We start from the raw sequence: 24,849 nt of genomic DNA, 5'->3' as shown, positions 1-24,849 counted from the left end.
TTGTGCCAAAAAGTCGCAGGAATGGCCAATCGCCCATACATTGCCTAAAGTATCGGGCATCTCGGAGAGCAAAGTCAACACAGTTCGGTAAATTTTGACGGTTTTGCCTCCATTACGGCCGGGGAGCGAGGGGCAAATTGCCAAAACCGCCCCCCTGCCATCCTAGCAGGCGCTCATTGCAAGCCGCAGGTGATGCAAAAACTGGGCCTTGACGAGTCAAGAAATCCAGCCCAGACTACGCAGACCGCTCTTGGGGATATTATTCTCAGGATAAGCGATCCGAGTGGACGATACTGCAAGTCTACTGCCGAACGTGTGAACCGAATGCTTCGGTTTTTGCTCGGACAAGTAAGTAGCTGGAAAAAGCCAGATTGACTTGCGGATTCGCGACAAACTAGCGGATAGAGAAAAAAAGTAAGGGCGATTAGCTCAGTTGGTTAGAGCGCCACGTTGACATCGTGGAGGTCACAGATTCGAGTTCTGTATCGCCCACTTCAAAAAGCCCCGCAAAACACTGTGTTTGCGGGGCTTTTTTCTGGCCTTCACTGCTCGAATTCTTTAAAATTTCCTTTTCGACTTCCCTAATCAGAAGTAAAAGGGAGCGACGCGGTGCCACGAGAGCCAAAACCGTACTGGAAAAAGCAGCAGCAAAGATGGGTTTGCACCATCGACGGGCAACGCCTGACCCTGGGCACCGAAAAGAAGGCTGCCTTCGATAAGTTTCACAAGCTGATGCTTGACCGCAAATCGGTCAAGGCCGAGCTGTCTACGGTCTACCAGCTATCTCAGGCGTACCTTGACTGGTGCAAGGAAAACCGGAGTGAGGGGACGTACAAAAATCATCTTCGGTACTTGAAGGGATTTATTGACTCGATCGGCAAGACAATGAAGGTTGCGGCTCTCCGCAAGCATCATGTCCTTAATTGGTCGAAAGAGGTGGGCACCACGACAAGCCAGAACGACGCTATTTCTATCGTTCAGCGGATGTTCAATTGGGCCATCGAGCACGAATACTTGCACTCATCCCCAATCCCCAAAGTCACCAAGCCAAAACGCAAACGAAGAGAAATCGTCTATACCCCAGAGCAATGGGAAACGATCAAATCGCACGCGAGCCCAGAGCTGACAAGACTGATCGATTTTTTATGGGCGACCGGCTGCCGACCGAAAGAGGCTCGTACCGTTGAGGCGAGGCACGTTCACGGCGACTTGGTCATCTTTCCGCCAGACGAGAGCAAAGGCGAAGCTGACTCACGTGTTATTTTCCTAACGCCTGAAGCAGCATCTTTAATCAAGCCGCTTTTGGGCAATGGCGGTGCTCTGTTCAAAAACACCCGCGGCCTGCCATGGACAAAAGACGCTCTAGTACAGGCGATGCAACGCATCAGTGAAAAGGTTGGCTTTCGCGTGATCGCCTATGGAGCGAGGCACAGCTACGCGACAAACGCACTGATTCGATCCGTCGACACCGTTTCCCTGTCTCATCTCATGGGCCACAAATCGACGCGAATGGTATCCAACTACGCCCATCTCTCGCAAAACATGGAACACCTTCGAAACCAAGCCCGCAACGCCTCCGGTAGCACCAAGTAGTCTTCAGAAATTCTGACTATGACTACCGCGAGCTCAGTATGGTGCGTCCATGAGATCACGTCGGTGACTAGAACACTTGCGTGCCTGCTCCGGAGTCGGCCACCGGTGTATCGAATGGAGTCCCGTTAAGTCACTTTGGCTTCAAGCACCGATACGCCTACGTGAGGTGCGGCAACTACCGGCCGTGGGGCCATCCTCATCGCAAGACGAACTAGAGCAGTAACGCTCGAAAGCGGCGTCTCTGCCTTACGTGGCCAGGAACACTGACACGGGCTCGCTTAGAAGTTATTCTAAGTCGATCGTTGAAGAGGTACCGGTCGTGAACACTTTTCGGGGTCGAAAACGCGTGATAAACATTGCCTGCGAATGTGGATTGAAAAAGCAAGTTCCCTCTGATTGGGCAGGGAAACGGGCAAAGTGCCGGTGCGGACGCATACTAAAGGTCCCCAATTCGCCACTCGCTCGTACCACTGAAGTCGCTCCAGATTTCGATGCTCAGCCATCGACTTGTCAACCGCGAGAATCCAAACCGTGTCCGCCAGTCGATTTTCCGCAGATAAATGTAGAACCACAATCCACTCACCCCTCGCGTCGCAAATCCCCAGCCAGCCGGCGTCGCAACAGTAACCGCTCCATCCTGTTCACTTCGCTGGCGGGTTTCGCGGTCCTATCCATAGTTGTTGGGCTGAGCCTGTTCGCTGCGACGCGAGAAGCGAATGACGAAGCCCTGACCACGTCGTCATCACTCATCGCAGAACCTGAGCGGATGCAGCCTGGAAAGGTAACGCCAGAATCCGACCGTTTGGGTCCAGCACAGGCCGACCGCAAGCAACTCGACCAACTCACTAATGAAGGCCGACAACCTAAGCTTTCTCGCAGTCAGGTTCCAACCGATCAGGATCCGAAGGGCGAGACGATTGCAGCCTCCCAATCGTTTTGGAGCAGTTGCGTCGATCCCGCGCGTCAACGCCTTTCTCTCGAGCCGGGGGTTCATCTTCTCAAGGAAGTCATCCGCGCAGCTCCCAATGCTGGGATGGACAACTTCCTGGTCACGAGCGGAGTCGTCACCAAACCAGGTGCCCAGATGCAGCAAGTTGTTTCCATCCTTTCCTGTCCAACACTTGAGGTAGTTCGTTCCTTGCCAGGGGAAATGCCATTCGTGCATAACGCCTGCGATGTCGCGCCGAGCGGCAACTACATCCTGGAAGGTGCCACGGTAGGCGAGCCGGGAAACCGCCGCCGAGTATTGAGGATGCACTCTACTCCGAATGGCACGACTAAGGACATCCCGTTCGATCATCAGTTGCTAGCCACACAGCTTCTCAACGATGATCTGGCTTTGCTGCAAACCAAGGATGGATTATTGCAGCTGTTCGATCTGCAGCAGGCAACGGGAAAGCGGATTCACGAGTTTTCAGGGACCCAACTCACGTACTGGAAAGTTACTCCAGGAAAGCGGTTCGTCTTGGTCTTCAGCGGTGGCAGCCCAGCATCGCTCAGGGTCTTTCAGATCGACCAAGGAACGGTTCGAGCTCACGCTCAAAAATCCCTAGAAGTGGAGCGTGAATTCGTCGTTCGACATGCCGAGATTAGCCCGAACGGACGCTATATACATCTGGGACTTTACAATCCGCAGGCAAGCCGCAAACGACTGAGAATTATCGATTTGGAGAACGGCGAAACGATCCAGGACGTTGAAGATTCCGCACTACCCGATTCGTTGACCTTCTTTGTGGAACCACCGGTCTTGACCGATGATGCATCCTGGCTATTCCCGACTGGCCAACTGGTAGATTCCAGAACGTTAACGGTCACATGGCGTGCCGAAGAGATGTTCAAAGACTTCCGCTCTTACGATCACAAGTGGATTATCTGTGCCAACAATGTGGCCACCACTTTCCAGCCGCTGAGCAAGGCGAGAACCCTTCATGTGTTGGTTGCAGAGTTACCTAAGTCATCGGAGAGGTGACTTCAAGTCCGTCGACGGAGCTAGCCCACTGGACACCTATTGAATGGCAGTTGATTTGGCCTCAATCAAAAGGGCCCTCGCGTCGCGAAGATCATCCACGGCCTGCTCCGGCTTCATCGACCGGTAGATCATCCGCCCGCGAACTTCCGCCGGCAGCAAGGGCATTCACCCTCGATACCCTGTGGTAGAGCCATGAAAGCGGAAGGCTGAGGGATCGTCATGATTGCTTTGAAGGCCAATGGATCTCGATGAGCGTAGTGCCGGTACGTGACGCCGCTGACAGAGTGACCGAGGATTTCGATGGAAGACTCAGGCATGTGTTCGTCATAGTATGTCGCGCAGGTCTTGCGGAGGTCCTTCAGCAGCCAGTCTTTGGCAACGCCGGTTTCAATGTCGACTTTATCACGAATCCCGGCGAGGGTGATCAACCGCTTGAAGACCGCGTTGGGCCTCGCAGTTCCACCCACGAAGATCGGTTCCTCTGGTACGAGCGTCGGAGGTTGAAGCCGACGCAAATGTGCGTGAACCGCTCGATTCATCGGCCGATAGAACGATTTGTTCGTTTTAACCCGTCGATAGAATAGCCATCCATAGCGAGATCGAAGCTTCGATTGTCGATCGGGCGATTCATGGCTCCAGAAAACGTGCCGCCATAAGAGCGGTTCGTGAGTGGTTTGAATATCATACTGGCAACCAGGATCGTGGCACGGCACAATTTCAGAAAGACCTCGATCGATGGATTAAGCCACATCTTCCTGCTTCAGTTACACTGTCCGTTATTCGTTGGAACAAAGATGAACTGCACAATCGTTACATCGTTACTAACAATGGCGGCGTATTGTTTGGCCACGGACTTGACCAGGCCGGTACCGGAAGTATCACACACGATACAGTTTCGCTACTGGATGATGCGACCTGTCGCCAGCTAATGAACGACCACTCAAAGCAGAGTTCAACACTTACCTGGATCAACGAGGTGTTTACGGTGAAAAACTAACAAGAGATTTGTTTCGAAGTAACTTTTTTTTCAGCATCACAATTACAGCACAAACCCCACGTGGAGTGGCAAAGTGACCTTCATGTTTCAGATGACACTTAAATACTGACGGGAGCACACGGAAATGGAAAGCGAGAATCTCGAATACGCGGTTGTCGACGTAGAGACGACTGGCTTTGGTAAACACGATCGTGTGATCGAGATCGGTGTCGTTCTGCTTGACCATCGCCTACGAATCATTGATGAATACGAGACGTTGATCGACCCAGAGCGTGATCTCGGGCCAACTCACGTGCACGGAATCACGCCCAAGATGATATCGATGGCACCAACCTTCGGAGAGGTTGCTTCGGCGATCGCCAAACGTATCGGTAATCGAGTCGTCGTTGCTCACAACCTCATCTTCGACGAGCGAATGCTTGGTCTCGAGTTCGAACGGATGCGAGCCGTATTCGATCCCGGCGAAGGGATCTGCACGCTGAAACTGACGAAGCAGAAGCTGCCCGCCGCCTGCCAAATGCTAGGCGTCAAACCTCCGCAACACCACGTGCTCTGGCAGATGACGCGTTTTCGTAAATTTGGACTCCTATAAGCTGGTCGCTCGGCAAATTCGTATTTAAGTTTCTCAACTCCAGCAAAACGCCTAGGGAAGTTTCAAGCGACAAAATCAATGATCATTCAACCAAAGTACGTTTCTCTTGATTCCGCGACCCTAGGCCGACTTGCTCGCGATTTCAATAGCTCCGAAGGCGGCAATCGAAACAGGGCGATGCAGTTTGTCGATGACTTGGCAGTAGCCAACTGCTATTTGATCATCAGTTTTTCGCACCTTTGCGAATTGCTGCGACATCAGAATGATGATCTGGTTTACCATCGCCTGCGCTTTCTTGGACGATTACCGCTGATTGCTTGGCCTCGACCATACGACCGCTCGTGGTTTGTCGGCTCTACCGCCGACATTGGAAGGAGGGAACTTCACCACTACGTGCATCAAGGAATTCGGGGATTGAAATTGATCAGAGATTCTGCTCGGAATGATTTTTGGGAGACGGGATATGGCGGCGACATGTTTCCGCAGTGCGATGATTTTTGGAATTTGTTGATCGGTAAAGTCCGCGAAAGCCTAGGTCACGATCGGTACGTAGCATCGTTCGCTAGAACCGTTCATCCCGAAATTAGTAAGCTTACAATTGGCGAGGCACGCCGAATTAAGCGGTTTTCCAATTCGGAACTTCCGGTCCGTGTTAACCAATTAGCAACTCAGCTCGAGAGCCAGGTCTTACTTACAGGTGATAAAAGCCTCAGAAACGTCCACGAGTTGGCGATCGCTTTTGCCGAAGAAACACGGGCACGAGCGAAGATCCTCTTGGCGAACGATGAAAACATCGTTTCACAGGTTTGCAAGCAGGCAGGCGTGCCAGAAGCTTTGCTTCGAGATGATATGACGATCTGCGACCTGGGCGAACTTGCTGTCCTAGCCGGTAAATTACGGGTTTTAGCAAGTGGTCTTGTGCCGGCCGAAGATGTCGATCTCGCGACTGTGCCGCCTGGCTCACTCCCCACGATTACAATGGATCGCACTCTCATCGCCCTCCAGCAAAAAGCACACCGAACGTCAGGAAGTGATCTGGGCGATGGCCAATTGGCAGCACTCTCGATGTACGCAGATGTCACAGAGGTAGACAAGCGAACGCTTCAGTATATGACTCAAATCCGACAAAAACACGTACAACTATCGCCACTTATCGGATCACTGATGAAGACGAGCAGCTATGAACAAATGCAAATAGAAATTCTCAGCAAACTTTAAACTAGCTGTAGGTCCTTCTCCCGCCACATACCAGCATCTCATCTTTCCTCAGCTTGCCCTTACGGTCTTTTGCTTTTTTTGTGGCGGCGCAGAGCAGGGCGATCTAGGATTTGGGGCAGGTAATATTCAAGGGCTTGTGAAAGCGTGACATCGTCCCGGTTTGCGACCTCCGACAGCAATCGATGAGCCTTTGCAGACAACGTCATCGTCTTTAGTTCCCGTGTTCCCGCCCAGCGCTGACGCCGCTTTCGGACCGATTCCTTTAGCTTTTGCCATTCCTCCTGGGTTAGGTACTGCTCACACCATGCATTCAGGCGTCGTTCGGAAATAAACTGCCTGATTGGCATTGAGTTGCGAAGTTGAAATCCGCATACTCTATGTATGCCGGATGCAACGTTGGGCGATGGACTCCGATCGAAGTACAACGCGCTCATTGATGATCTCGATTAGCGGGGCAGGCGGCGTTGGGCTGCTGCCGAGGCAATCGCGATTGGCCGTGGTGGCATTGCAGCAGTTGCGACTGCCACTGGGTTATCGGATCGCACCGTCAAGAATGGCATTGCGGAACTTCAATGCAAGACTCCACTGACATCGGGACGACAACGTCGCCCAGGTGCAGGTCGAAAGTCGCTTGAATTCCACCAGGCCAAATTGGTCGCTGCCATTGAGGCTTTGGTCGAGCCAAGCGAACGAGGTGATCCCCAGTCGCCGCTGCGATGGACTTGCAAGAGCCTGACGAATCTACAAACGGAATTGGTTTCGCAGGGCTTCCAAGTGGGGCGCACCAAGATTTCAGAAGTGCTTCGTTCTTTGGGCTACTCATTACAAGGCAATCGCAAAACCAGAGAAGGTAAAGATCATCCTGATCGCGATGCGCAATTCCAGCACATTGCGGCCAGAGTCAAAGCGTATCGCCATGGCGGAAGACCGGCCGTTTCAGTGGACACCAAAAAGAAGGAAGTGCTCGGAAACAAGGCAAATGTGGGGCGGGAGTATCGACCCAAGGGAGAGCCGCGAGAAGTCGACACGCACGACTTTCCCGATAAGGCGCTTGGCAAAGCGGTACCGTACGGTGTTTACGACATCGCGGAGAATGAAGCGATGGTTAGCATCGGGGTAAGCAGCGACACAGCAGAGTTTGCCGTCGAAGCGATTCGCAGGTGGTGGCTGGAACTTGGCCAAGAGCGTTATGGTCGCCCGAGCCGATTGCTGATCACCGCTGATAGCGGAGGAAGCAACGCTCATCGAAGTCGATTGTGGAAGCTAGAACTTCAGCAACTGGCCAACGAAACGGGCATGAAGATTGAGGTTTGCCACTACCCACCAGGCACGAGTAAATGGAATAAGATTGAGCACCGATTGTTCTGTCACATCACCCGCAATTGGCGAGGCGTCCCGTTAGAGACGCATCAAGTGGTGGTCAACTTGGTTGGCTCAACGAAAACGAATGAAGGTTTGGAAGTCCACTGCTGGCTTGACGAAGGGCAGTACAAGACGGGACGAAAAGTGACCGATGACGAGATGCAAACCATCCGCCTAAAACGTAATAGCTTTCATGGCGACTGGAACTATGAGATTCAACCACACCGTAACAGACGAAACGGGTAATTTATTTCCGAACGACGCCTCAGCTGTTCTGCAGCGTCTTTACTTACCCTCGATTGGGAGATTTGCAGAAACTGCTCCTTAGCCCGCGAGTATGAATTTATCTCGGTCAACTGAAGGCTGAAATCTCGCAGTCGGTTGCCAAGATAGGCTTTGGCATGAAGCAAATCTTCGCGACATATTGTGTATGATGGCCGTGGCATTGGCTGTTCCTCCCATACCATCTTAGCCGAGCACGATTGCGGGACAAGCTCCCGCTTTGGATGAATCCTGAATAGATTCAGTAAATCGGTGGTCGACATTTCCTATTTAGGCAACTTCAGGCTCCGGGTGCCGCGAGACACTTAAGTTATCAAACGTGGAGTAAATATGTTCTGCCAACCGCGTATTTCCATTGTTTTCCGCCAAATGAGCAATTCGAATCCAAAAATCCGCTTTCGCTGGGGTGTAGAGATCCATCTGTATGAAGAAATTCACTATATTCTGTTGTCCGGATTTAGCGGCTTCATGAATCGCCGTAAAGCGACTGCGGTTTTCCGCCAGCGGATTGGCCCCTGAATTGACGAGTATCCTAACGAGACCAAGGTGTCCCAATTGGGATGCTATGTGCAACGGTGTTTGCCTTTTGTTGGCGCGCACATGCGGACTTGCAACTGCTCGGAGTAAGATTTCAGCAAGATACTCGTAATTGCGTTCGCAAAGTAAATGCAGAGGGGTCTTACCGCCAACGCCTCTCTGGTTTAGGTCAACACCGGCTTCAAGCAAGGCGGTGAGTGTGTCGTGATTGCCATCTCGGGCAGCGGCATGAATGAGACGTTCTCCTCGTTTTCCAATGGCTGGATTAGGGTCTGCCCCGAGCTGAATGAACCGCCGGAGTGAATTTACGGAATTAAAACGAAAAGCAATCTCAACAGCAGATCGCTGATAGTAATCTCGAGCATCGAGCGTTGCACCGCGTTCGAGGGCCCGCTCAAAGTCAGCAGTGCAGTCAAATCTGATAGCTTCTAATAATGCATATTTCGGCAGCATGGTCTCTCGTCGGAGACAGCTTGCCATTTTTGATATTTACAGGCAACACTTTTTTCCAATTGCCTGATAGTCAAGACGCCAACCTCCTGTCGCTAGCTGAGTATTCGATTTACCGTTAAGCGAAAATTATTGCTTGCCAACGACAATGTTTTCAGGATAAGCTCAAATCGTAACAACGTGCATGCGATTGCACAGAAATACGCTCAGAATGATCTATGCATTTCTCAACCAAAAAGGCGGCGTCGGAAAAACAACACTTTCCATCCATACCGCAGCGGAGCTTTCGAAGCGAGGTCGAAAGATCTTGCTTATCGATGCCGATCCTCAAGGAAGTGCGTTGGCCTGGGCGAACTGCCGTGACGATGTGAAATTCTCGGTCGTTGGTATGCCGAAGGCGACCATTCACAAGGAAATCGAGATGCTGTCGTCGGATTACGATGATGTGATCATCGACGGCCCGCCACGGGTAACTGAGTTGGCTCGTTCAATTATTCTGGCCGCTGATCTAGTGATTATCCCGCTGCAGCCATCACCCATGGATGTTTGGGCAGCAGCGGAAACCGTCGATCTAGTACGCGAAGCACAGGCGTTCAAGCCGCAAATTCGTGTCTGCCTTGTGCTCAATCGAAAGATTACAAACACGGCAATTGGACGAGATGTGCGGCTAGCCCTCAAGGAGCTGGAAGTTTCCGTTCTCAAAAGCGACATCGGACAAAGAGTGGCTTTCGCCGAGACCGCCGCGAACGGGCAGACGGTGATGGATAGACGGCTATCGAAGGCAACAAAGGAAGTAAAGCAATTCGTTACTGAGCTGAGGAGGGTTCAATGAGCAAGAAAGTAGCAATACCAACACGTCCCAGATCCCAGCCTACCGTTGATCAGTGGGTTGGCAAGCGGAATTTGTCCGAGCTAGCTTCCTCAACCAAGCCGAAACGCTTGACCATAGACATTGATCCAAATCTTCACTCAGAGTTAAAAATCCACTGCGCCACGCATGGCATCTGCATCGCGGACTTGGTGCGAAAACTCATCGAAGACCATTTCGAATGCTCCCGTAGCTAATTGTCGCGGTTATCCATTTCGAGCAAACGACTAGGATTATCGCGGGACATTACTCCAATAAAACGGTCGCGGTCAGCAACCGGCTATTATTGGTTGCGCCATACTCCCATTTGTGATACTCCAAGTTTGCAAAGATGCTGATTACTGCGTCTCAAAGGCAACCAACAAAAGGAGAGTTATCATGTCAGAAAACAACAAGCCGGTTCATCGCATTCGCCTAGGGGCCATTGCTGCCTCCGTATTCGCTAATCGAAACAAAGATGCGACGTATTACAACGTGCAATTCGATCTGAGCTACAAGGATGGGGAAGAATGGGCGCATACAAGAAGTTTTGGCCGCGACGATTTGCTCACGCTGGCGAAAGTCGCGGATCTCGCACATACATGGATCCATGCACAGCAGCGAAGCGAAAATGAACAAAATGCGCCCGGACCAGCAGCTGACATGCATTAGGCTATTTTTAGGGTGCATTGATCGCGACAAAGACTGGTGGTCAATGGAAAGCAAGACTAGAAGCGTTATCTCAGGTCTTTGAGCTGACGAAAAGGATGGTTGATGCTGATCATATCGTTGGAATCCAAGCTATTAATCACGTGATCGTCAGCGTAAACGCGGGGAAATTCGTATGCGTACGAGCGGAGGAACCAGCTCTTTGCGTTTGACCTCGAATAGGATGCAAATTGAACTAGAGCGGTCTATTGCAAAGCCGGGCGTTGCCATGCCGCGAGTACAGCATTTCCTGCCGACTGCGGCGGATTAACAATTCGCTTAAAAACCTTAACGGCTCGAATCGGCTGCAGCCGACTTTGCGGATTCGGTTTTCACTTCCTGGCTGTTCGGCTGCGTATCCGGCTTCGCCAATTGGCCTTCAGGTTCGACAGCTTCTTCGACTTCGACGTGATGTTTTCCTGCACCGTTTGTCATGGCACCAATCCCCAAAGAGAGAGAAAGAAACGACAAGGAGAGTCAAACTTTGACTATTCCGTCTTTGACTATACGCTCTCGTCGCCGGGGAGGCAAGGGTTTATGGAAAAGTCGATCGGAACCGAAGAATATCGCGTGTTTTTGCGAGTTCTAAAGCAGGCCCGCAAATCTTCGGGAATGACACAAACTGAATTGGCGATCAAGATCGCAGAAACGCAGTCTTTCGTTAGTAAAGTGGAGCGGGGGGAATTACGGCTCGATCTCGTACAGCTCCGGTCCGTCTGCCAAGCCCTCGGAAAGGATCTCGGGGAGTTTATCCAGGAATTCGAGGATGGAATTAATCGGGGCGAATAGATCGTTCATTCTCAGCGCCTAGGATCGCTGCAGGATCAGTACAAAGTGTTTTGGTTACGGACCTTGGAACCGCTTTCAACTTTTTTGGCTTCTTGGGTTTTGCCTCGGCCACGTCTTTGTCCTGGATGGTAACGGACATCAGCTCGGCTACTCGAAGGTCGTATTTGCTTTTCGTGTCGCGAGCCCCGAGGGTTAGCACGACTAGCGTCAGCAGGCAAATACCGCCTTCCGCTTGGTCGAATCCCATTGCATACCACCGAGAAGACGCTGCAATGATGATGGCGATCAGGATATTTCCGTGAAACTGATAAAAGCGATAGTGACTTTCGACCAGAAACCTCATCGCGTCATGCGAACCACGGAGGTGCTCAAAATGGGGCTTCTTCGTCGGCTCAAGCGTCAAGCCAATAAGAGGGTCGACGATTAGCCAACGTATGGTGCTGAAGCCTGTCCCCAAAGCAACAGATGCGAGCAGGGCAAACAGAAATCCACCAACCGTTGGGCTTGCGTCGAGCGGCCCCGCGAGCCAAGCATCGAACAACGGATAGACATAAGATAATCCCAGTATTCCGATCCAGCCTGGAACGACGAATGCGATTAAAATTCCAAAACTTCGCTCGTCAGCAATCATCTGGTGACGCTATCACTGGTTCCGACAAAGCGCAAGATGTGAATCACGCAAGCAAGAGCGATCAGCTTATCATTGGCACTATCAGCCTTGTTGCTAGAATGTCGGATTTCCCATAAGAAAAGTTATCACTTTTAGGTTGTGTAAACGGCCTGCCCCTTCACCGGCGTGGAATTGTACTCGGAAAGTTGACGGTGGACTCCGATTCTAAAACCGCAGCCACGTGCTGCGGCGTTGCCGACCACCGCAATACAGGAACTCGTTTACCTGCAAACGTATTCTTTAAAACTCAATATTGATTTCAGGCGATACTCGCAGAGCGGCATCCGTTTCCATGTCGTTCGTTCCGGACGTTGTTAACTCACAGCACCGAAACATGATCTTCGTCAAATCGTGCCCCGGGCTCTACAATTCCGTGCTAGATGTTCTGTCAATCAGTAATCACTGAAATTCGACATCGCGCCACTCACTCATTGTCCAAGTTTCCCAACTCTGCTTCGATCTGTTCAATAGTCGGCAGCGATGATTTCAATTCATCCGGCAAATTTTCGGTAATCTGGTACTCGCTAACCCCGATGGGTTTGGTCAAGTCGCGGAGCGAATATTCGACTTTGATGTCGCTCTTGCTTTTGCATATCAGGATTCCGAGCGTGGGACCATCGACATCGGTGCGGACTTGAGTGTCGATGGCGGAAATGTAGAAATTCAGCTTTCCGGCGAACTCGGGTTTGAACTTAACCACCTTCAAGTCGATTACGATGTAGCAGTGCAGACGCAAGTGATAGAACAGCAGGTCGATGCTGTAGTCGTCGCCGTCGACGTTAATCTTGTACTGCCGACCGACGAACGCGAAGCCCGCTCCGAGTTTGAGCAGGAATTTCGTCAGATGGTCGATTAAGCCGTCTTCGAGTTCTCGCTCATTGTGCCGCTGCGTCAGCGTCAAAAAATCGAAGTTGTATGGGTCACGCAGAAGTTGACGGGCAAGGTCGCTTTCTGGCTTTGGCAAAGTGGCGTCGAAATTGTCGATCGCCCTGCCTTCCCGGAGGTGCAAGCCGGATTCGATCTGATGGGTGAGAACCGCACGTGACCAGTTGTTCTCGATCGTTCTCTGGACGTAAAACAGTGCGTCAGCGGGTGTGCTCAGTTTGTCCAAAATACGCAGGTTGTGCCCCCACGGAATCTGGGCCACAAGCTGCGGAGCCTCAGGGGGCAATTGGGCAACAACTTGTTGCCCAATTTCAATTGACGCGGTCCAGAATCGAACCCATTGCCGCATATACTTGAGGTTTCGATGGGAAAATCCCTTTATTTCAGGGAATTCGGCGGACAGATCTTTGGCCATTTGCTTTAGAAAACCGTCTCCCCATTTGGCCGTTTCCTGCCGCTCAATAATCTGCTCGCCCAAAAACCAGTAAAGCTCCAACATCGCGGAATTGACGGCGATGGCGGCCTTGATTTGGGATGACTGAACGCGGCTCTTGATTGTTGCGAGCCAGTCTCGGTACTCCTCATTTGGAATCAGGTCACTCACTTTTTTTACCCCATTATCTGGCCTATTCACCATTGCCAGGTCCTCCGCCACCGCTCGGCTATGGGCACAGCAATCTGCAGTAGATCGTCGTGTTATTGCAATGTTTTGCGGAACTGGAAATCCTGAAATGGAAGCCTTCTTTCGGCAACTGGGGGCGAGCAACAGCAAAAGCTTTTTTACCCGACAATCATCGACTCTAGTTCAATCTTTGATAGAAGCGGCAATTCCTGGTCGCCAATCCTTGCCAACTATCGAGCTTTGATTTTATCTCAATCACTACTCATTGATAAAGAATGGTTATGGAAAATCTAGTTCAACGCCTGCTGGACCTTCACTCTGCAGATCTTGCATCTGAAGACTTTCTCAAATTGCTCTCTAGTGTTAGTTCGAATCAATCCACGTTGGTAACGGATGAAGAACGATCGCTTATTTATCCTCGAATCGCCGATTTGATCCGAGGGCGTGGAGCGAGAGATACGCTTGAAGTCGGGCTATTGTTCCACATCTTTGAATGCATTACTCCTGAGCTTTCACGAAAAGAACAGCTACAGCACATGATCGAGGAAACCGGGATAAAGCGAACCCAACTGTATCGTTGCCTTGCAGCGTATAGGGCTTTTGGTGCGGAACTTTTGCCAAACCCTGGGTTGTCTGGAATGTTCCGTAGCGAATCTCTCAAGCTTCTAGCCGGAGCAAGCGTTCCGGCCGAGGCGAGGCATGAGGCTCTGGAACGGGCAAGGGCAGGAGAAATTATTTACCCAGCTGTGGCTGAGGAGATTGTAGCGAAACACCAGCCGCCAAAACCCACTCCAAGTCAAGAACACCGTCCGGAGACGGTGGAGAACGATCCAGAGATTGAGAAACGAATTGAGCAAGTCCGGCGCGAAAAGCAGATGCGGCAAGTGGTGCCCCTATGGTCATATAACGACAACCGAGTCGAAGTGCTGCTTGTGCCGGTCGTCGGCACGTCCAACTTCAGCGAGGAGGAGCTGTTGTACGCGTTAAACCAAGCGATAGAACAGCTGCGGAGAGAATCGCCAGCTGCGTCTATTGCGCTGTCCACTCGAATTCCAGCATAGGGTTGGGGAAAAAATGTTTGATCGTTCAAAGATTAATGGCAAACTTGAATCATTCGACAGTGCCATTCCCCAACGAGATCGAAAAACCAACCAAATTCAGGCTGGTCCAACCTTGTTGCGTAAGAAACCTTGGGAACGTCGCGTCAAGTTTTGGTTTTTGAATGCCGTTATTTTACCGCCGTTATTTGTGATTTGTATGGCAATTGCGGCGCGGGGGCTGAAAGACCTGCTGCCCGTTATGGAAATGCGGATTTCTCGTGTCCCATTGCCGTTTTTGGAACTTCTAGAGAACTACCAGGGCTTCTCAAAATTAGATCTCAGTCATTTGAGTGCTGGTCTTCTGTTTATTTCAGTTAGCCTTTGTTGGAAGAATTTTATTCATGAAGCGAAAGGGGAGGGGGCAGTTTCGCAACTGCAGAAGTCGCGACCAGTGGCCTTCTACTTATATGCGACAATAGGGTCAACGGTGCTGGTGACGGATGCGATTGTGTTTTTCGTTGGACTTGCGTCCCAGTCGAATGCTTGGAATGAGACACCATTCTACGTTCCGATCATTGGTACGGCATTGTATATCGGCGGCGTCGCAGCCTATGCGGCGTTTGTGCATGATTTCGAATATTCCGACCGCGTTTAAGAAGGATCGCAAATATGCAACGAAAGAATGTAACGGCGGCTTTTTGTTATGTCTGTCTTTTACTGACATCCATCGGGTGCATCAGAAAAGTGGCAAGCGACACGATGCCGATCGGTGATGGGGTGGCATTGGATAGCTGTTTGGCAATTGCTTTAGATCTGAGTCACGGTTTTCAGGGGAAAGAGGGGGAGCGGACATTTCCATTGACCCTGGAACTTATTGAGGAATATTCGAGTGTGACTCAAGGGGCTAGGGGCAAGATCGTATTGTCGCAAATCAGTGGATACGACCAGATCGTGTTGTTCGAGGGATCTCCTGACGCATTAAAGCAGAAGTTTAGTTCTCCAGACGAATTGAAGCGGTTCTTACTTGAAAATTCCCAAGCGGGTGAGACACCCGTTTTTGAAGCGACTGGGAAGACGTTTCGCTATATCAATCAAATGCGCGATGTTGGGCCACGAACGCATCAAGTGGTTGTCATTATCGGCACAATGAAAGATTCCGAAACGGATCGATCCGAAAGAAGCCTGAAAGGTCACCGGATGTTTGGGGCACTCAAGCAATACCATGAAAAAGGCGGCAATCTTGCATTGTATCTCGTGCACGAAGATGAAGTTTGGCGTTGGCAACGGATTTTTGAACTCGCCGAAATGGACTCTTCAAGATATCTGATCAGCAATCGGTTCCAGTTTGAACCAGAACTTCCTCGGTTCGATTGAAAGAGAGAATAGGCGGCGATCATTCGCAAGTGAACTCGTTTTGTTCCATCAGCATTGAGGGAGTACCACATTATGTCCGAACCTTGGCCTGATTTACTTGGTGATTTGCCCCGTGGGCAGTCGCCGCAACATGTTGGTGAGGCTCCACGTGCTTTCTTTGCACGCCCGGAGGACAGCGGGCAGTCATTTACAGAATGCTCGCATGTTGGAGTTGATGATCCGCGGTGCTCCTCGAAAGCTGCAAGAGTTTGCTGGGTCTGTAACGCGGCGTATCCGATCGATACCTTGCGGTCTTAATGGACTTATTTTCGCGGAAAATCGTTGGCTGGTCACTCGATTTGAATATGGAAGCACCTCTCGTTATTACAGCCTTGAAGCAATCGCTCAAGCAACGCCAACCCGCGCCAGGACTGATTCACCACACTGATCGTGGCGGGCAGTACGCGGCCAAAGAGTACCGCAAGTTACTCGAAAGAGCTGGAATGAAACAGAGCATGAGTCGCGCCGCTGATTGCTACGACAACGCCTTTATGGAATCGTGTTTCGGAACCAACAAGACAGAATTGGAAATAAGACCGTATGAATCATTCAAAGAAGCACTCGCAGAAATCCAGGAATACATCAATTACTTCAACTCGATTCGTCGACACTCATCAATAGACTATCAATCACCAAACCGCTTCGAGCTCATTCAAAACGCTTAAGGGTTAGCGCGCCCGCCAAGCATGGGCCACCTCACCAGCCCTGGCTCCAAATGATGTGAAACTGTCGCATCCGTAGTGACGACGGAATTCCTGACGGCAAAAGTGGTGGAAAATCGCAGTTACATTCGGATCGCACTTTCCCTGAAGAATTTGCAGCTTCTTGTCAGAACTCATTTGGACGTGACTCAACCTTTCAACAGGCGGCGCTGGGCGGCCTGGCTGTAACATCCAATAAGGAGCTTGAAAGTGTTTGAAAAAGCGAAGTTGACAAAAAATGTTGTGTGGACTTCCGCAGCAGTGGTGCTGCTGACTGCATTGTTGGGCGGTGACCTGCTGTGGAGCTACTGGCAGGGGATGCAGGGGATGGTGCGGAATGGATTGAGAGATGCGACCAGCATCCAATTTGACCTGGTCCGATTGGAACAAGCGATTGAGGCTTTAACCCCAACCCTGCAACAAAATAGAAAGGCAGCTGTAGAGCTGGATGTGGAAATCGAGTACCTGGCCAATGGCACCAAAGAGATGGCCAAAAAACAGAAGCTGGCTCGAGCTGAAATGCAGGAACTGCGTGACGCACTGGATACGCCTTGCAGCGGTACGATTCTAATTGATGGTCAGGCATTCGACCGCCCGACGGTGGAATCGGACCTGCTGCGACGACTGGAGTCCTACAAACAGACGGAAAAGCAATTGGGCATACGCCAGGCCTTGTTGTCCAAGCGGCGTCAGACGCTTGAACATGCTGTCTCGTATATCCGCGACAATGAACGAGAGCAAATCGTTTTGGCGGAGTTGGCCAACTCTTTGAATGCGGAGCTGAAATTGCTGGAGGTAGCTTCTGCGACCAGCGGCATGCATTTTGACCAACCCGATTTGGCCAAAACGAAGCAGTTAGCAACCGATATTGAGAAACGCATCCGCACGCTGCAGCGACTGTGCGACCAGGATCAGTTCCAGCACGAAGTTTCGGTCAACCTCGACCGTCGAACGGTCACCGAACAGTTTGACCAAACCTTTGCCAACAAATGATCCACAGAAGTTGGGAACTTGCTGAACCGACAGCTTGAGAAACGGCACTTCCGCATTGAGCATAGAGTGCCGTGTCAACAAATGGAATGAACAAGAGCGGTTTCGACATAGTTACGCACGTGTGGAGATGTATCGTGAGCAGCACTATCCTGAATTCGACTGTTTGTGCCTTGATGCTAATTGCCGTGACACAGAGCAGCGGGTATTCAGACGACAAACTTGCACGAGAAACTAATGGCTATCGCGTTGCGATCACCTCCCGATGGCACATCAGTGCGCAAGACGCCGTTGATGACGCGGACCAGCAGCTGTGCTTGATCGTTCAGCCACTCCTCGGCTTCGACGTGGCCAGCGCCGAGACGATTATGCGAGCTCATCAGATTCGCCGGTCACTAAATAGCGTCACCGAACACATCGAATCCAACGAGCGAGCGTATGGCGTGATCTATCAATCGACCCTTAGCGGCACGATTTTTGATCACGAGATCGACGCGATCCGGGAATCTGCAACGCTGCGCAAGCATAGAGTACGCTGGCAGTGGCTCAATACTGCGTTTACGGCCGCCACTTCGCTGGTCGCCAGCATGCTAATTTTCATCAAGCTGGACCAAGCTACTGCGGGTGACTGTCGGGTCTTGATGTGCATTGCGATGGCAGGTTGTGGATTTTGTGTATTCGCCATGATTTTGGGTATCATCTGGTAGGACCTCAAAACGCAAGAATTACTAGGAAATACGATCCGACTCGCCTGCGTTATCGAACGGTTCACCGCATGAAACCACATGAGGACGTCCTGCAGCGACGCGGCTACACCGTCCAGGAAAGTCATGGCAAGGGCGGACAGTTTTACGCGTACCGCGCTCACGAAAAACGCCACGGATTGTGTGCGGTACGCGTATATCGGGATCTTGTGGATGATCAGGACCAGTTGCCCAAATCAATCAACGACGAGTTGTTGCTCGCGGCAAAGATGCAATCTTCACCTTACTTTGCAACTCTATTTACCTCGTTTTTCGAAGACAACTTTCTATTCCCTGTCGGGGATTTCGCGGAACCTGGTACTATAGCTGGTCGCGTTTGTTGATGCGGAAAAAGGTGCGAGGCTGGAGTCATCCGAAGCCGCCGCGTTCTTCAGACGCCTTTACGCGATCGAAGCACGCGGGAAAAGCCTGAGTCCCGACGCCCGTCAGCAAGTTCAAATGACTAAAGCGGAACCTATCTGGAAGCACTTTCGCCGGTGGCTTGATGGAATACCGCCGGACAAGCGATTGCCGAAGAGTCTGCTTGGCAAAGCGATTACTTACATGAATAACTACTGGGGAGCATTAACACTTTATCTAACAAACGGTCGGATACCAATCGACAACTCACAAAGCGAACGAATGATTCGTCCGCTGACGATCGGTCGTAAGAATTGGTTGTTTTTGGGTCATCCCCAGGCGGCCGAGAGTCGTATGCGATTGTTTAGTATTACTAGCACCGCAGATCGGCATCACTTGATGCTGGATCAGTACTTGGAGTACGTACTGCGTGAACTCTCGTGGGCAGATCAAAACGCGAAGCACGAACTGGCTTTAGGTTCGGACCGGATGATAAGGTGCTTGCCCGACCGCTGGGCAGAGTCAAACGCGGACAATGTCCGTCAGTTCCGCCGCGAAAAAACGAAGACCGGAGCGAGAAAACTCGCTACACCGAAGCCCGCCGCCACATCGAACACCGACGGCGAGAAAAAGAAAAAAGTGCCCGACCCCAAACATAACCCTATCGGGCGCTTACATATGGGCCGGCAGTTCAGCAGCTGAAATTCGGGTGGGAAGCGTCGTACAAGCGGGACATACTTGCAGTTGTGCAAGGTTTGTCGTCTTCCAGCGCCGCAGGATCGCTCAGTGTGTGGAGTCTTCCCGGTCTTCGAGATCGCACTGGCACTGTTGCAAGAATCGACTGGCAACTGGCAAGCCTTAGTGCGTCACTCGTCCAGCCAACGCTCTCGCTGCACCAGTCGGTTGTTGTCAACTACGCGTTTCAATGCCTGGGACGTGAAGCACACCGAATCCTACGACGTCGTCATCACTCGGGCCAGATGCAAGTTGGAGATACCACACCAGAATCACCTAAATCAACATGTTCACGTCGAGCGAGGTGTTCAAACCCTGGATCACCAAATCTTGAACGAGTTGGTCATCGTGACCAGCCCAGAACTTGATCGAATTCTTCGTTGCGGCATGGATAGATTCAGCCCCCGTTGCGAGACATTACCATCGCAGATTCTCGGTGAGGCAGATTTTTAGCCAATCATAACCTCGCGTTTCGACGACCTTTCTACACTCTTCACGGGTTCTGCAATCCCGAAAGTATGGGGCGATCGTTCGGGCAGCGATCGTCGCGTCTCGCCTGCATCCGAAAACCATCGGAATGCAAAAATATTGGCCCTCAAGTTTCAAGCTTACACGCCATGCCCATTGGTTAACGTCGGCGTTGTTGAACCAATGCGGCTGATTCTTTCGCGACGAGCCGTCACAATTCCTGGTTATCCCGTAGCTGATGGAGGCATTGCCAGTGATAGGAATATCTCGCTTCACTTTCTGGTAGTCCATTGTTGAAAAGTCTCCATTCCAGAACTCTTATTGACCTAGTGCCGTTGATGTGACCCGATGACGCGACCACTAACCACTCGCAGTAGGATTTTGGCGAAGCGGCAGTAAAGTTTTCTGGTGACCTGCTTACCCGTGTACCGTCGCCGACCAACCCGATTCAGTCTTTCGGACAAAAACGGCTCAACAGTCGAATCGGACTTGCGGGATCGTTTAATTCATTTCATGAGTTGTGGCAGTTTCGGTGCCGTCGTTGCTCGGGAAACTCTTCCTCGCGTTCGACAGAACATCGTACGGCGACCCTCGTAGGGTTCCATCCATTGGCTTCATCGCGGTTGTCGTCGCAGCGGCTTTGCTCGAGCGAGTCATTTGAACGGCAGCGGAAAAGACGGATGGGAACAAACCGTCACTAACCATTCCAGATCGCGTGTTGGCAAGCGGGCACATCAAAAACAAACGAAAGAATGTTCGTGGGGCGCCGACGCAAACATCCCTCAACCTTCAAGACTTTGCTTCGAAACTGTGGAGAGAATAATGCCCCGTCGTTCTAAGCATTCGAAACCTTCTCGCAGATACCTTCTGAAACAATCGACGCACTCAGTATGCCCGGGCGGCACCCTGCCCGCCTGTTCTATGGTCAACATCACCGTTTGGTTGCAAGCTTTGCAGCATCTTTCAATGCACGGTTCGGATTCGATTTCGAGTTTTGGGGACGAGCCGGAATTTCTTACGATGCGGACAACACCACGTGCTCGCGGAGTATTTTGTTGTCCGCGATTTCCGCCCTTGTCGACATATTTGGAGTACTTCATTTTTTGTATTCCTGTCAAAAGTTCTATCGACCAGCCAGTTTGAACACTGTCACAAAGATGAGTCGATTTGACGCTGGTTCTGACACGCTTCGAATGCGAAACCTAAAAGTTTCTTAAAAAAATGCCCTTTCGAATTGGTCAATCACCCGAAGAATCGACGAGCTAACGATTGCATTTTTGACCAAGCAGTTGCTTGCTCGTCGGGAATTAACGCTTCGGCGTTCTCCTGGCTTTGGCTTGAAAGATCGCCAAGTGTTCCGTGCGAGTTCGTAACTGGCAAAGTGATTGCACCCAATCGGAAACTTTTCAGGTCCGGACGTTTCTTCTGGAATCGCACCCAAGTATCTCGTGCAGCTCGGCTCCAGGCTGCTTCATGTGATTCTTCCCAATTATAATCATGCAAATGGCAGTCGATGTATCGCTCGACTTTGCCTTTCTGACCGACACTCACAGTGGCAAAGATGTTGGAATCAAAAGCGGTGAGAAATGAAGTAAGCTGGCAGATTTCAGATGCGGACGCAGTTTGCTCATGACGTGAACCGCCAAAGAAACTGACACAGATTGCCAGTCGCTGTTTCGAGTTCAGGCCTCGAGAGCCTATTCCGCACCCCAAAATCGCTTTCGGAGACGCAAAAGGAAGGTTCGAACAGCGGATTCTGTTCTTGATCTTTTCCCCCCCAACAATTCTCCAGCACTCGTCAAAAGTCGCTTCATGCGTTCCATGAGCAATCACGAAGTCGTAGAGAATTTCGCACACGGCAGGAGAATAGAGAATGGGGATGCCAGAACTCTGGCATAGTCCACCGCAAGTTTGAGATGCTTCAAGTTCTCGTAGCTGTTGCTTCAGACGATTTGGTGCTTTTGCATCCTCTGAACGTAACTTTTTGCACAATTTAGACACACCCGGAAAGTTCTTCTTGATGGTCGGCCATGCTCGCAGGCTTTGTGCTAAAGCACTATTGGCCAGCTGATTAATCGAAATCGCCTCGGCCTGGCCCGAAACCTGACTTGCGTTGATATTATTTGTCTGCTTCTTCTGCTTTCCGGTCTTGTTTAGGTTGCAGTACACGGCGATGAAGCGGTCGCCGTCGGACGTGGTTAGCTTTGCCTTTTCTTCGCAATTATTTATCAGATAGCGGCCCTTCGCGATTCCCCATTTGACTTCGAGCGAGATTTCGCCAGACCCGATTTTGTCGATATCCTTCCAGAGCATTCCCCCGATGTTCTTCCTTTGTTTTCTTTTTCCAGTGCTTTTGCCACTTACCATCTGACTAGGAGTCAAGTCCTGCTCAAAAAACAGTCTCCTAATCGAGTCACGAGTACGTGATTTTGGCCGGCATGGCGATGCCTTGTGTGCCTTTATCCAGGTCGGAAATCTTGACGCCAGCAAACATTCGCGCTGTTCCTGCCAGCACTTGGAAATGGCATCATTTGCATTTGTGCTGCTGTTTCGCGTCAATGTCCACAAATAGCAATGCATCGCGACTATTGTTTGGGACAATCCGAGCATTTTAAGTATCTGCATTGGACTGAGCCCAAATGCGAAAAACAGGATCGGCACTACTGCCTTGCCCGTGTCTGAAAGTTTATCGTTGACATACTCGCAGTACTTTTCCCGTACGGACCCCTTAGGCGGATCGTACGCCAGTAACCACGGTGGTGCACTTTCTAAATCAACTGAAATCTCTCCGGCCGATCGATCCGATTGTTGCCTGGGAACCGCGGTTGCTTCCTGCTCAGAGTTCATGGGAGCGGGAGAGGCCAGGGATTTCGGATCTACATCCTGACTGGCGGCCGATTTGCCTTTCTGTTTACTCTCTTCCGTTTGTTTCGGACGCGAAGGACTCGGAGCAAATTTTTTGGGCTCCGTACGATCGTTCTTTTCTTCAAGCTCTGGTTTCTTGCGGACCTCCGGAATTTCGGCTGCTTTTGACTTTGCCGGTTCGATTGGCTTTTTGACAGGCGTAGTCGGTGCCTCCACCAGCAATTCGGTTGCAACTCGAATCGCTTCTGCAGCCTCAAGCATTTCTGTGGGTGTCCGTTTGTGATCGCTTTCGGCGTTGTGTGACACCGCGTTTCTGACGTTAACGGCATCAAACAACTTCCGAATGCTCAGATCGCCGAACGTGTTGCGAGAGCGACGTCGAAAAATAGGTTCTAGCCCGATAAGCCTACTAAGCCCCGGTACAGCAGTTCCTGATGGATGCGACGCTACATGTCTTCGCTTCAGCTCGGATTCTAGCAGAGCAGACTTGGCCGTCAGCTCTGACAGCGCATGCAAATAGGGCGAAAATTGCGGTGCGGAAGTCGTCTCTGGTGCACACAGTTGCTTGAGCCAAGCAAGCAACGAGTCCGGTTCCCTTACCCCCAAGAGCACTGCCTCGATGGCTCGCCTTTCTTTGTCGTTGAGGCCGTTTAGGTTTGGCGTATTTGCTGCAAGGTTCGTTATCTGACTTCGGAAGTCTATTCCGTATGGATGCCGACCCAGTCGCAATTCGGCATAGACGACAGCAAACGCGAAGAGGTCGCGTTCACGGGTTGACGCTCCAAAATGTTCTGTTGGTAGCGAGTAGAGTTGGGATCGCATGTCTGTGTGGCGAGTCGTTAGGGACGACATGATACGAGACGTACCCAAATCACCAATCTTCACGAAATCTCCAGGGAACACTAGGAGATTCGAAGGTTTGATGTCGCCGTGCGCACCGTTCCTCGAGTGAATGTAATCCAGTCCGCTGGCAACATTCTGTAAATAGCCAAACACCTCGTCTTGAGCGAACGATTCCGCCTCGCGACTGCGGATGGCATCACGAAGTGTTCCCTCGGCCAATTCCCATATCGTAAAGAGGTATTGATCCCAGAATTTATCGTACAGAGTCACCAAAAACGGTGAGTTGTTGAACGTACGTGCAAATTCGAGTTCATCATGAGCGCGTCGTGGGAGGTCTTCCTCGCTATCCACAATCGTGTGATGAACTTTTACGGCACAGTGTCCACGCAGTTCGTGAAAGGCCTTGTAGACCGTTGCCTCCCCACCCGATCCAATAACCGCGTCCACGGAGTAGCCATTTGATTTCAGGATCTGCTTAAAGTAATGCTTCATTCGTTCTTCATTCGTAAACCCGCCCGAGGGCGCTCGCGCGCAACCGACTCATTTTTTTGAAATTCCAGCCATTGTCAATTGTTGCGTTCCGAGAATTTGATCCAGGCGGTGTCGTTTCTAGTAATGATTGCGCCTCTAATCGCATCATTGTGGTCGATGGGGGAGGCTTAGGGGATGTCTTCTCGTAACTGAGCCTGAGCGGGTCAGTTTCTGACACTAAGAACGCAAATTCTGAAGCTCGAAATAATTTTAGTACCAAATCCTGTCAGAGATCAATCGAATTGAACTCATCCCGGTAGGCCAGATCGGTTGGCACATCGAAGCGGTCGGTTGCGCCGACTGGTCAAAGTGGATCGCAAGCGCCATTAGTCGCTTTATCCATGGCAGTTGGCTGGATACCACCGCGCAACAACGTCAACTCTTTCTGATGGAATCGTGGCGTTGACTAGGAAAGCGTGCGGAGCGAATCCCAGGTGTCCGGGATAAATCCGTGCACGATATAATGCACGAAACGAGCCGCAAATCGTGCACTTGAGTGGAATTCATGGAAGGTGGAATCCCAAAAAAGCCAGTGTTTCGCGGTAGTTTTGTGTTTTCGGCCCGCATTGACATCGTGGAGGTCACAGATTCGAGTTCTGTATCGCCCACTCCCTAAAGCCTTAAACCACAACGGTTTAG

21 protein-coding genes, 1 tRNA gene and 2 pseudogenes are annotated in these 24,849 nt (G+C 51.1%); 18 read left to right on the top strand and 6 right to left on the bottom strand.

The window, feature by feature from the left end:
• The first annotated feature begins 418 nt into the window (after positions 1-418).
• From SH139x_RS28850 to SH139x_RS28840, 3 genes are all read left to right on the top strand, one after another.
• Positions 419-492 (top strand) — tRNA-Val (locus tag SH139x_RS28850).
• A 117-nt stretch (positions 493-609) separates the two neighbouring features.
• Positions 610-1,593 carry a tyrosine-type recombinase/integrase gene (locus SH139x_RS28845; protein WP_488353173.1) on the top strand — a complete coding sequence of 328 codons (984 nt, stop codon included), beginning with the start codon at positions 610-612 and terminating at the stop codon, positions 1,591-1,593.
• Positions 1,594-2,359: 766 nt separating this feature from the next.
• A complete protein-coding gene (locus SH139x_RS28840) occupies positions 2,360-3,562 on the top strand; it encodes a hypothetical protein (protein WP_488353172.1) in 1,203 nt (400 codons plus the stop codon).
• 128 nt (positions 3,563-3,690) lie between these two features.
• Here the strand turns inward: SH139x_RS28840 and SH139x_RS28835 are convergent, their stop codons facing one another.
• Positions 3,691-4,029, bottom strand: coding sequence for a site-specific integrase (locus SH139x_RS28835; protein ID WP_488353171.1), 339 nt, complete (start codon positions 4,027-4,029; stop codon positions 3,691-3,693).
• Positions 4,030-4,683: 654 nt separating this feature from the next.
• Between SH139x_RS28835 and SH139x_RS28830 the strand changes: the two genes are divergently transcribed.
• The 3 genes and pseudogenes from SH139x_RS28830 (at position 4,684) to SH139x_RS28820 (ending at position 7,977) form a co-directional block, all read left to right on the top strand.
• Positions 4,684-5,151, top strand: a complete 468-nt coding sequence (locus SH139x_RS28830) for a 3'-5' exonuclease (protein WP_488353170.1) — start codon at positions 4,684-4,686, stop codon at positions 5,149-5,151.
• A 177-nt stretch (positions 5,152-5,328) separates the two neighbouring features.
• Positions 5,329-6,369, top strand: a complete 1,041-nt coding sequence (locus SH139x_RS28825; protein ID WP_488353169.1) for a hypothetical protein — start codon at positions 5,329-5,331, stop codon at positions 6,367-6,369.
• Positions 6,370-6,750: 381 nt separating this feature from the next.
• A pseudogene (locus SH139x_RS28820) lies at positions 6,751-7,977 on the top strand (ISAzo13 family transposase).
• Between the two features lie 306 nt (positions 7,978-8,283).
• Here SH139x_RS28820 and SH139x_RS28815 read toward each other — a convergent pair.
• Positions 8,284-9,003, bottom strand: coding sequence for an ankyrin repeat domain-containing protein (locus SH139x_RS28815; protein ID WP_488353168.1), 720 nt, complete (start codon positions 9,001-9,003; stop codon positions 8,284-8,286).
• 208 nt (positions 9,004-9,211) lie between these two features.
• Between SH139x_RS28815 and parA the strand changes: the two genes are divergently transcribed.
• From parA to SH139x_RS28800, 3 genes are all read left to right on the top strand, one after another.
• Positions 9,212-9,832: a ParA family partition ATPase gene (parA, locus tag SH139x_RS28810; protein ID WP_488353167.1), complete on the top strand. Its 621-nt coding sequence runs from the start codon at positions 9,212-9,214 to the stop codon at positions 9,830-9,832.
• Positions 9,829-10,065, top strand: a complete 237-nt coding sequence (locus SH139x_RS28805) for a plasmid partition protein ParG (RefSeq protein ID WP_488353166.1) — start codon at positions 9,829-9,831, stop codon at positions 10,063-10,065. Before parA ends, SH139x_RS28805 begins: the two co-directional genes overlap by 4 nt.
• Positions 10,066-10,246: 181 nt before the next feature.
• The gene (locus SH139x_RS28800) at positions 10,247-10,519 is read left to right on the top strand and encodes a hypothetical protein (protein ID WP_488353165.1); all 273 of its coding nucleotides are present in this window, start codon (positions 10,247-10,249) and stop codon (positions 10,517-10,519) included.
• Between the two features lie 324 nt (positions 10,520-10,843).
• Here the strand turns inward: SH139x_RS28800 and SH139x_RS28795 are convergent, their stop codons facing one another.
• On the bottom strand, positions 10,844-10,990 hold the full coding sequence (locus SH139x_RS28795; protein WP_488353164.1) for a hypothetical protein: 147 nt from the start codon (positions 10,988-10,990) through the stop codon (positions 10,844-10,846).
• 102 nt (positions 10,991-11,092) lie between these two features.
• Here SH139x_RS28795 and SH139x_RS28790 point away from each other — a divergent pair, with 102 nt between their 5' ends.
• The gene (locus SH139x_RS28790; RefSeq protein ID WP_488353163.1) at positions 11,093-11,344 is read left to right on the top strand and encodes a helix-turn-helix domain-containing protein; all 252 of its coding nucleotides are present in this window, start codon (positions 11,093-11,095) and stop codon (positions 11,342-11,344) included.
• Here SH139x_RS28790 and SH139x_RS28785 read toward each other — a convergent pair.
• Together SH139x_RS28785 and SH139x_RS28780 are read right to left on the bottom strand one after the other, a co-directional pair.
• The gene (locus SH139x_RS28785) at positions 11,328-11,975 is read right to left on the bottom strand and encodes a hypothetical protein (protein ID WP_488353162.1); all 648 of its coding nucleotides are present in this window, start codon (positions 11,973-11,975) and stop codon (positions 11,328-11,330) included. The genes SH139x_RS28790 and SH139x_RS28785 overlap by 17 nt on opposite strands.
• A 463-nt stretch (positions 11,976-12,438) precedes the next feature.
• Complete coding sequence (locus SH139x_RS28780) at positions 12,439-13,503, bottom strand: PDDEXK nuclease domain-containing protein (protein ID WP_488353161.1); 1,065 nt, start codon at positions 13,501-13,503, stop codon at positions 12,439-12,441.
• Positions 13,504-13,796: 293 nt separating this feature from the next.
• Between SH139x_RS28780 and SH139x_RS28775 the strand changes: the two genes are divergently transcribed.
• The 8 genes and pseudogenes from SH139x_RS28775 (at position 13,797) to SH139x_RS28740 (ending at position 19,470) form a co-directional block, all read left to right on the top strand.
• Complete coding sequence (locus SH139x_RS28775; protein WP_488353160.1) at positions 13,797-14,582, top strand: hypothetical protein; 786 nt, start codon at positions 13,797-13,799, stop codon at positions 14,580-14,582.
• 13 nt (positions 14,583-14,595) lie between these two features.
• Positions 14,596-15,216: a hypothetical protein gene (locus SH139x_RS28770; RefSeq protein ID WP_488353159.1), complete on the top strand. Its 621-nt coding sequence runs from the start codon at positions 14,596-14,598 to the stop codon at positions 15,214-15,216.
• 14 nt (positions 15,217-15,230) lie between these two features.
• Entirely contained in the window at positions 15,231-15,935 is a 705-nt protein-coding gene (locus tag SH139x_RS28765) for a hypothetical protein (protein ID WP_488353158.1), read from the top strand.
• Between the two features lie 290 nt (positions 15,936-16,225).
• A pseudogene (locus SH139x_RS28760) lies at positions 16,226-16,639 on the top strand (IS3 family transposase); the annotation flags it as partial.
• A gap of 246 nt (positions 16,640-16,885) precedes the next feature.
• Positions 16,886-17,668 carry a hypothetical protein gene (locus SH139x_RS28755; RefSeq protein ID WP_488353157.1) on the top strand — a complete coding sequence of 261 codons (783 nt, stop codon included), beginning with the start codon at positions 16,886-16,888 and terminating at the stop codon, positions 17,666-17,668.
• A 134-nt stretch (positions 17,669-17,802) separates the two neighbouring features.
• Positions 17,803-18,372: a hypothetical protein gene (locus tag SH139x_RS28750; RefSeq protein WP_488353156.1), complete on the top strand. Its 570-nt coding sequence runs from the start codon at positions 17,803-17,805 to the stop codon at positions 18,370-18,372.
• 68 nt (positions 18,373-18,440) lie between these two features.
• Positions 18,441-18,752 (top strand): hypothetical protein, encoded by a 312-nt coding sequence (locus tag SH139x_RS28745; protein ID WP_488353155.1) that lies wholly within the window; start codon positions 18,441-18,443, stop codon positions 18,750-18,752.
• Positions 18,736-19,470 carry an IS66 family transposase gene (locus SH139x_RS28740; RefSeq protein ID WP_488356119.1) on the top strand — a complete coding sequence of 245 codons (735 nt, stop codon included), beginning with the start codon at positions 18,736-18,738 and terminating at the stop codon, positions 19,468-19,470. Before SH139x_RS28745 ends, SH139x_RS28740 begins: the two co-directional genes overlap by 17 nt.
• Positions 19,471-21,213: 1,743 nt before the next feature.
• On the opposite strand, the gene SH139x_RS28735 is transcribed toward SH139x_RS28740, so the two are convergent.
• On the bottom strand, positions 21,214-24,171 hold the full coding sequence (locus SH139x_RS28735; RefSeq protein ID WP_488353154.1) for a serine/threonine protein kinase: 2,958 nt from the start codon (positions 24,169-24,171) through the stop codon (positions 21,214-21,216).
• Between the last annotated feature and the right edge of the window lie 678 nt (positions 24,172-24,849).

The sequence above is a fragment of the Kothea flammea genome, assembly GCF_052161645.1.
GTDB lineage: Bacteria > Planctomycetota > Planctomycetia > Pirellulales > Pirellulaceae > Laterigemmans.
Note: the sequence above shows the minus strand (reverse complement) of the source record. Positions and strands in the feature narration are given on the sequence as shown.

Coding starts and splice junctions, on each gene's coding strand:
- SH139x_RS28840 (WP_488353172.1), top strand. CDS start 2,360: ATGCAGCCTGGAAAGGTAACGCCAGAATCCGACCGTTTGGGTCCAGCA.
- SH139x_RS28830 (WP_488353170.1), top strand. CDS start 4,684: ATGGAAAGCGAGAATCTCGAATACGCGGTTGTCGACGTAGAGACGACT.
- SH139x_RS28825 (WP_488353169.1), top strand. CDS start 5,329: ATGCAGTTTGTCGATGACTTGGCAGTAGCCAACTGCTATTTGATCATC.
- SH139x_RS28815 (WP_488353168.1), bottom strand. CDS start 9,003: ATGCTGCCGAAATATGCATTATTAGAAGCTATCAGATTTGACTGCACT.
- parA (WP_488353167.1), top strand. CDS start 9,212: ATGATCTATGCATTTCTCAACCAAAAAGGCGGCGTCGGAAAAACAACA.
- SH139x_RS28805 (WP_488353166.1), top strand. CDS start 9,829: ATGAGCAAGAAAGTAGCAATACCAACACGTCCCAGATCCCAGCCTACC.
- SH139x_RS28800 (WP_488353165.1), top strand. CDS start 10,247: ATGTCAGAAAACAACAAGCCGGTTCATCGCATTCGCCTAGGGGCCATT.
- SH139x_RS28795 (WP_488353164.1), bottom strand. CDS start 10,990: ATGACAAACGGTGCAGGAAAACATCACGTCGAAGTCGAAGAAGCTGTC.
- SH139x_RS28790 (WP_488353163.1), top strand. CDS start 11,093: ATGGAAAAGTCGATCGGAACCGAAGAATATCGCGTGTTTTTGCGAGTT.
- SH139x_RS28785 (WP_488353162.1), bottom strand. CDS start 11,975: ATGATTGCTGACGAGCGAAGTTTTGGAATTTTAATCGCATTCGTCGTT.
- SH139x_RS28775 (WP_488353160.1), top strand. CDS start 13,797: ATGGTTATGGAAAATCTAGTTCAACGCCTGCTGGACCTTCACTCTGCA.
- SH139x_RS28770 (WP_488353159.1), top strand. CDS start 14,596: ATGTTTGATCGTTCAAAGATTAATGGCAAACTTGAATCATTCGACAGT.
- SH139x_RS28765 (WP_488353158.1), top strand. CDS start 15,231: ATGCAACGAAAGAATGTAACGGCGGCTTTTTGTTATGTCTGTCTTTTA.
- SH139x_RS28745 (WP_488353155.1), top strand. CDS start 18,441: ATGAAACCACATGAGGACGTCCTGCAGCGACGCGGCTACACCGTCCAG.
- SH139x_RS28735 (WP_488353154.1), bottom strand. CDS start 24,171: ATGAAGCATTACTTTAAGCAGATCCTGAAATCAAATGGCTACTCCGTG.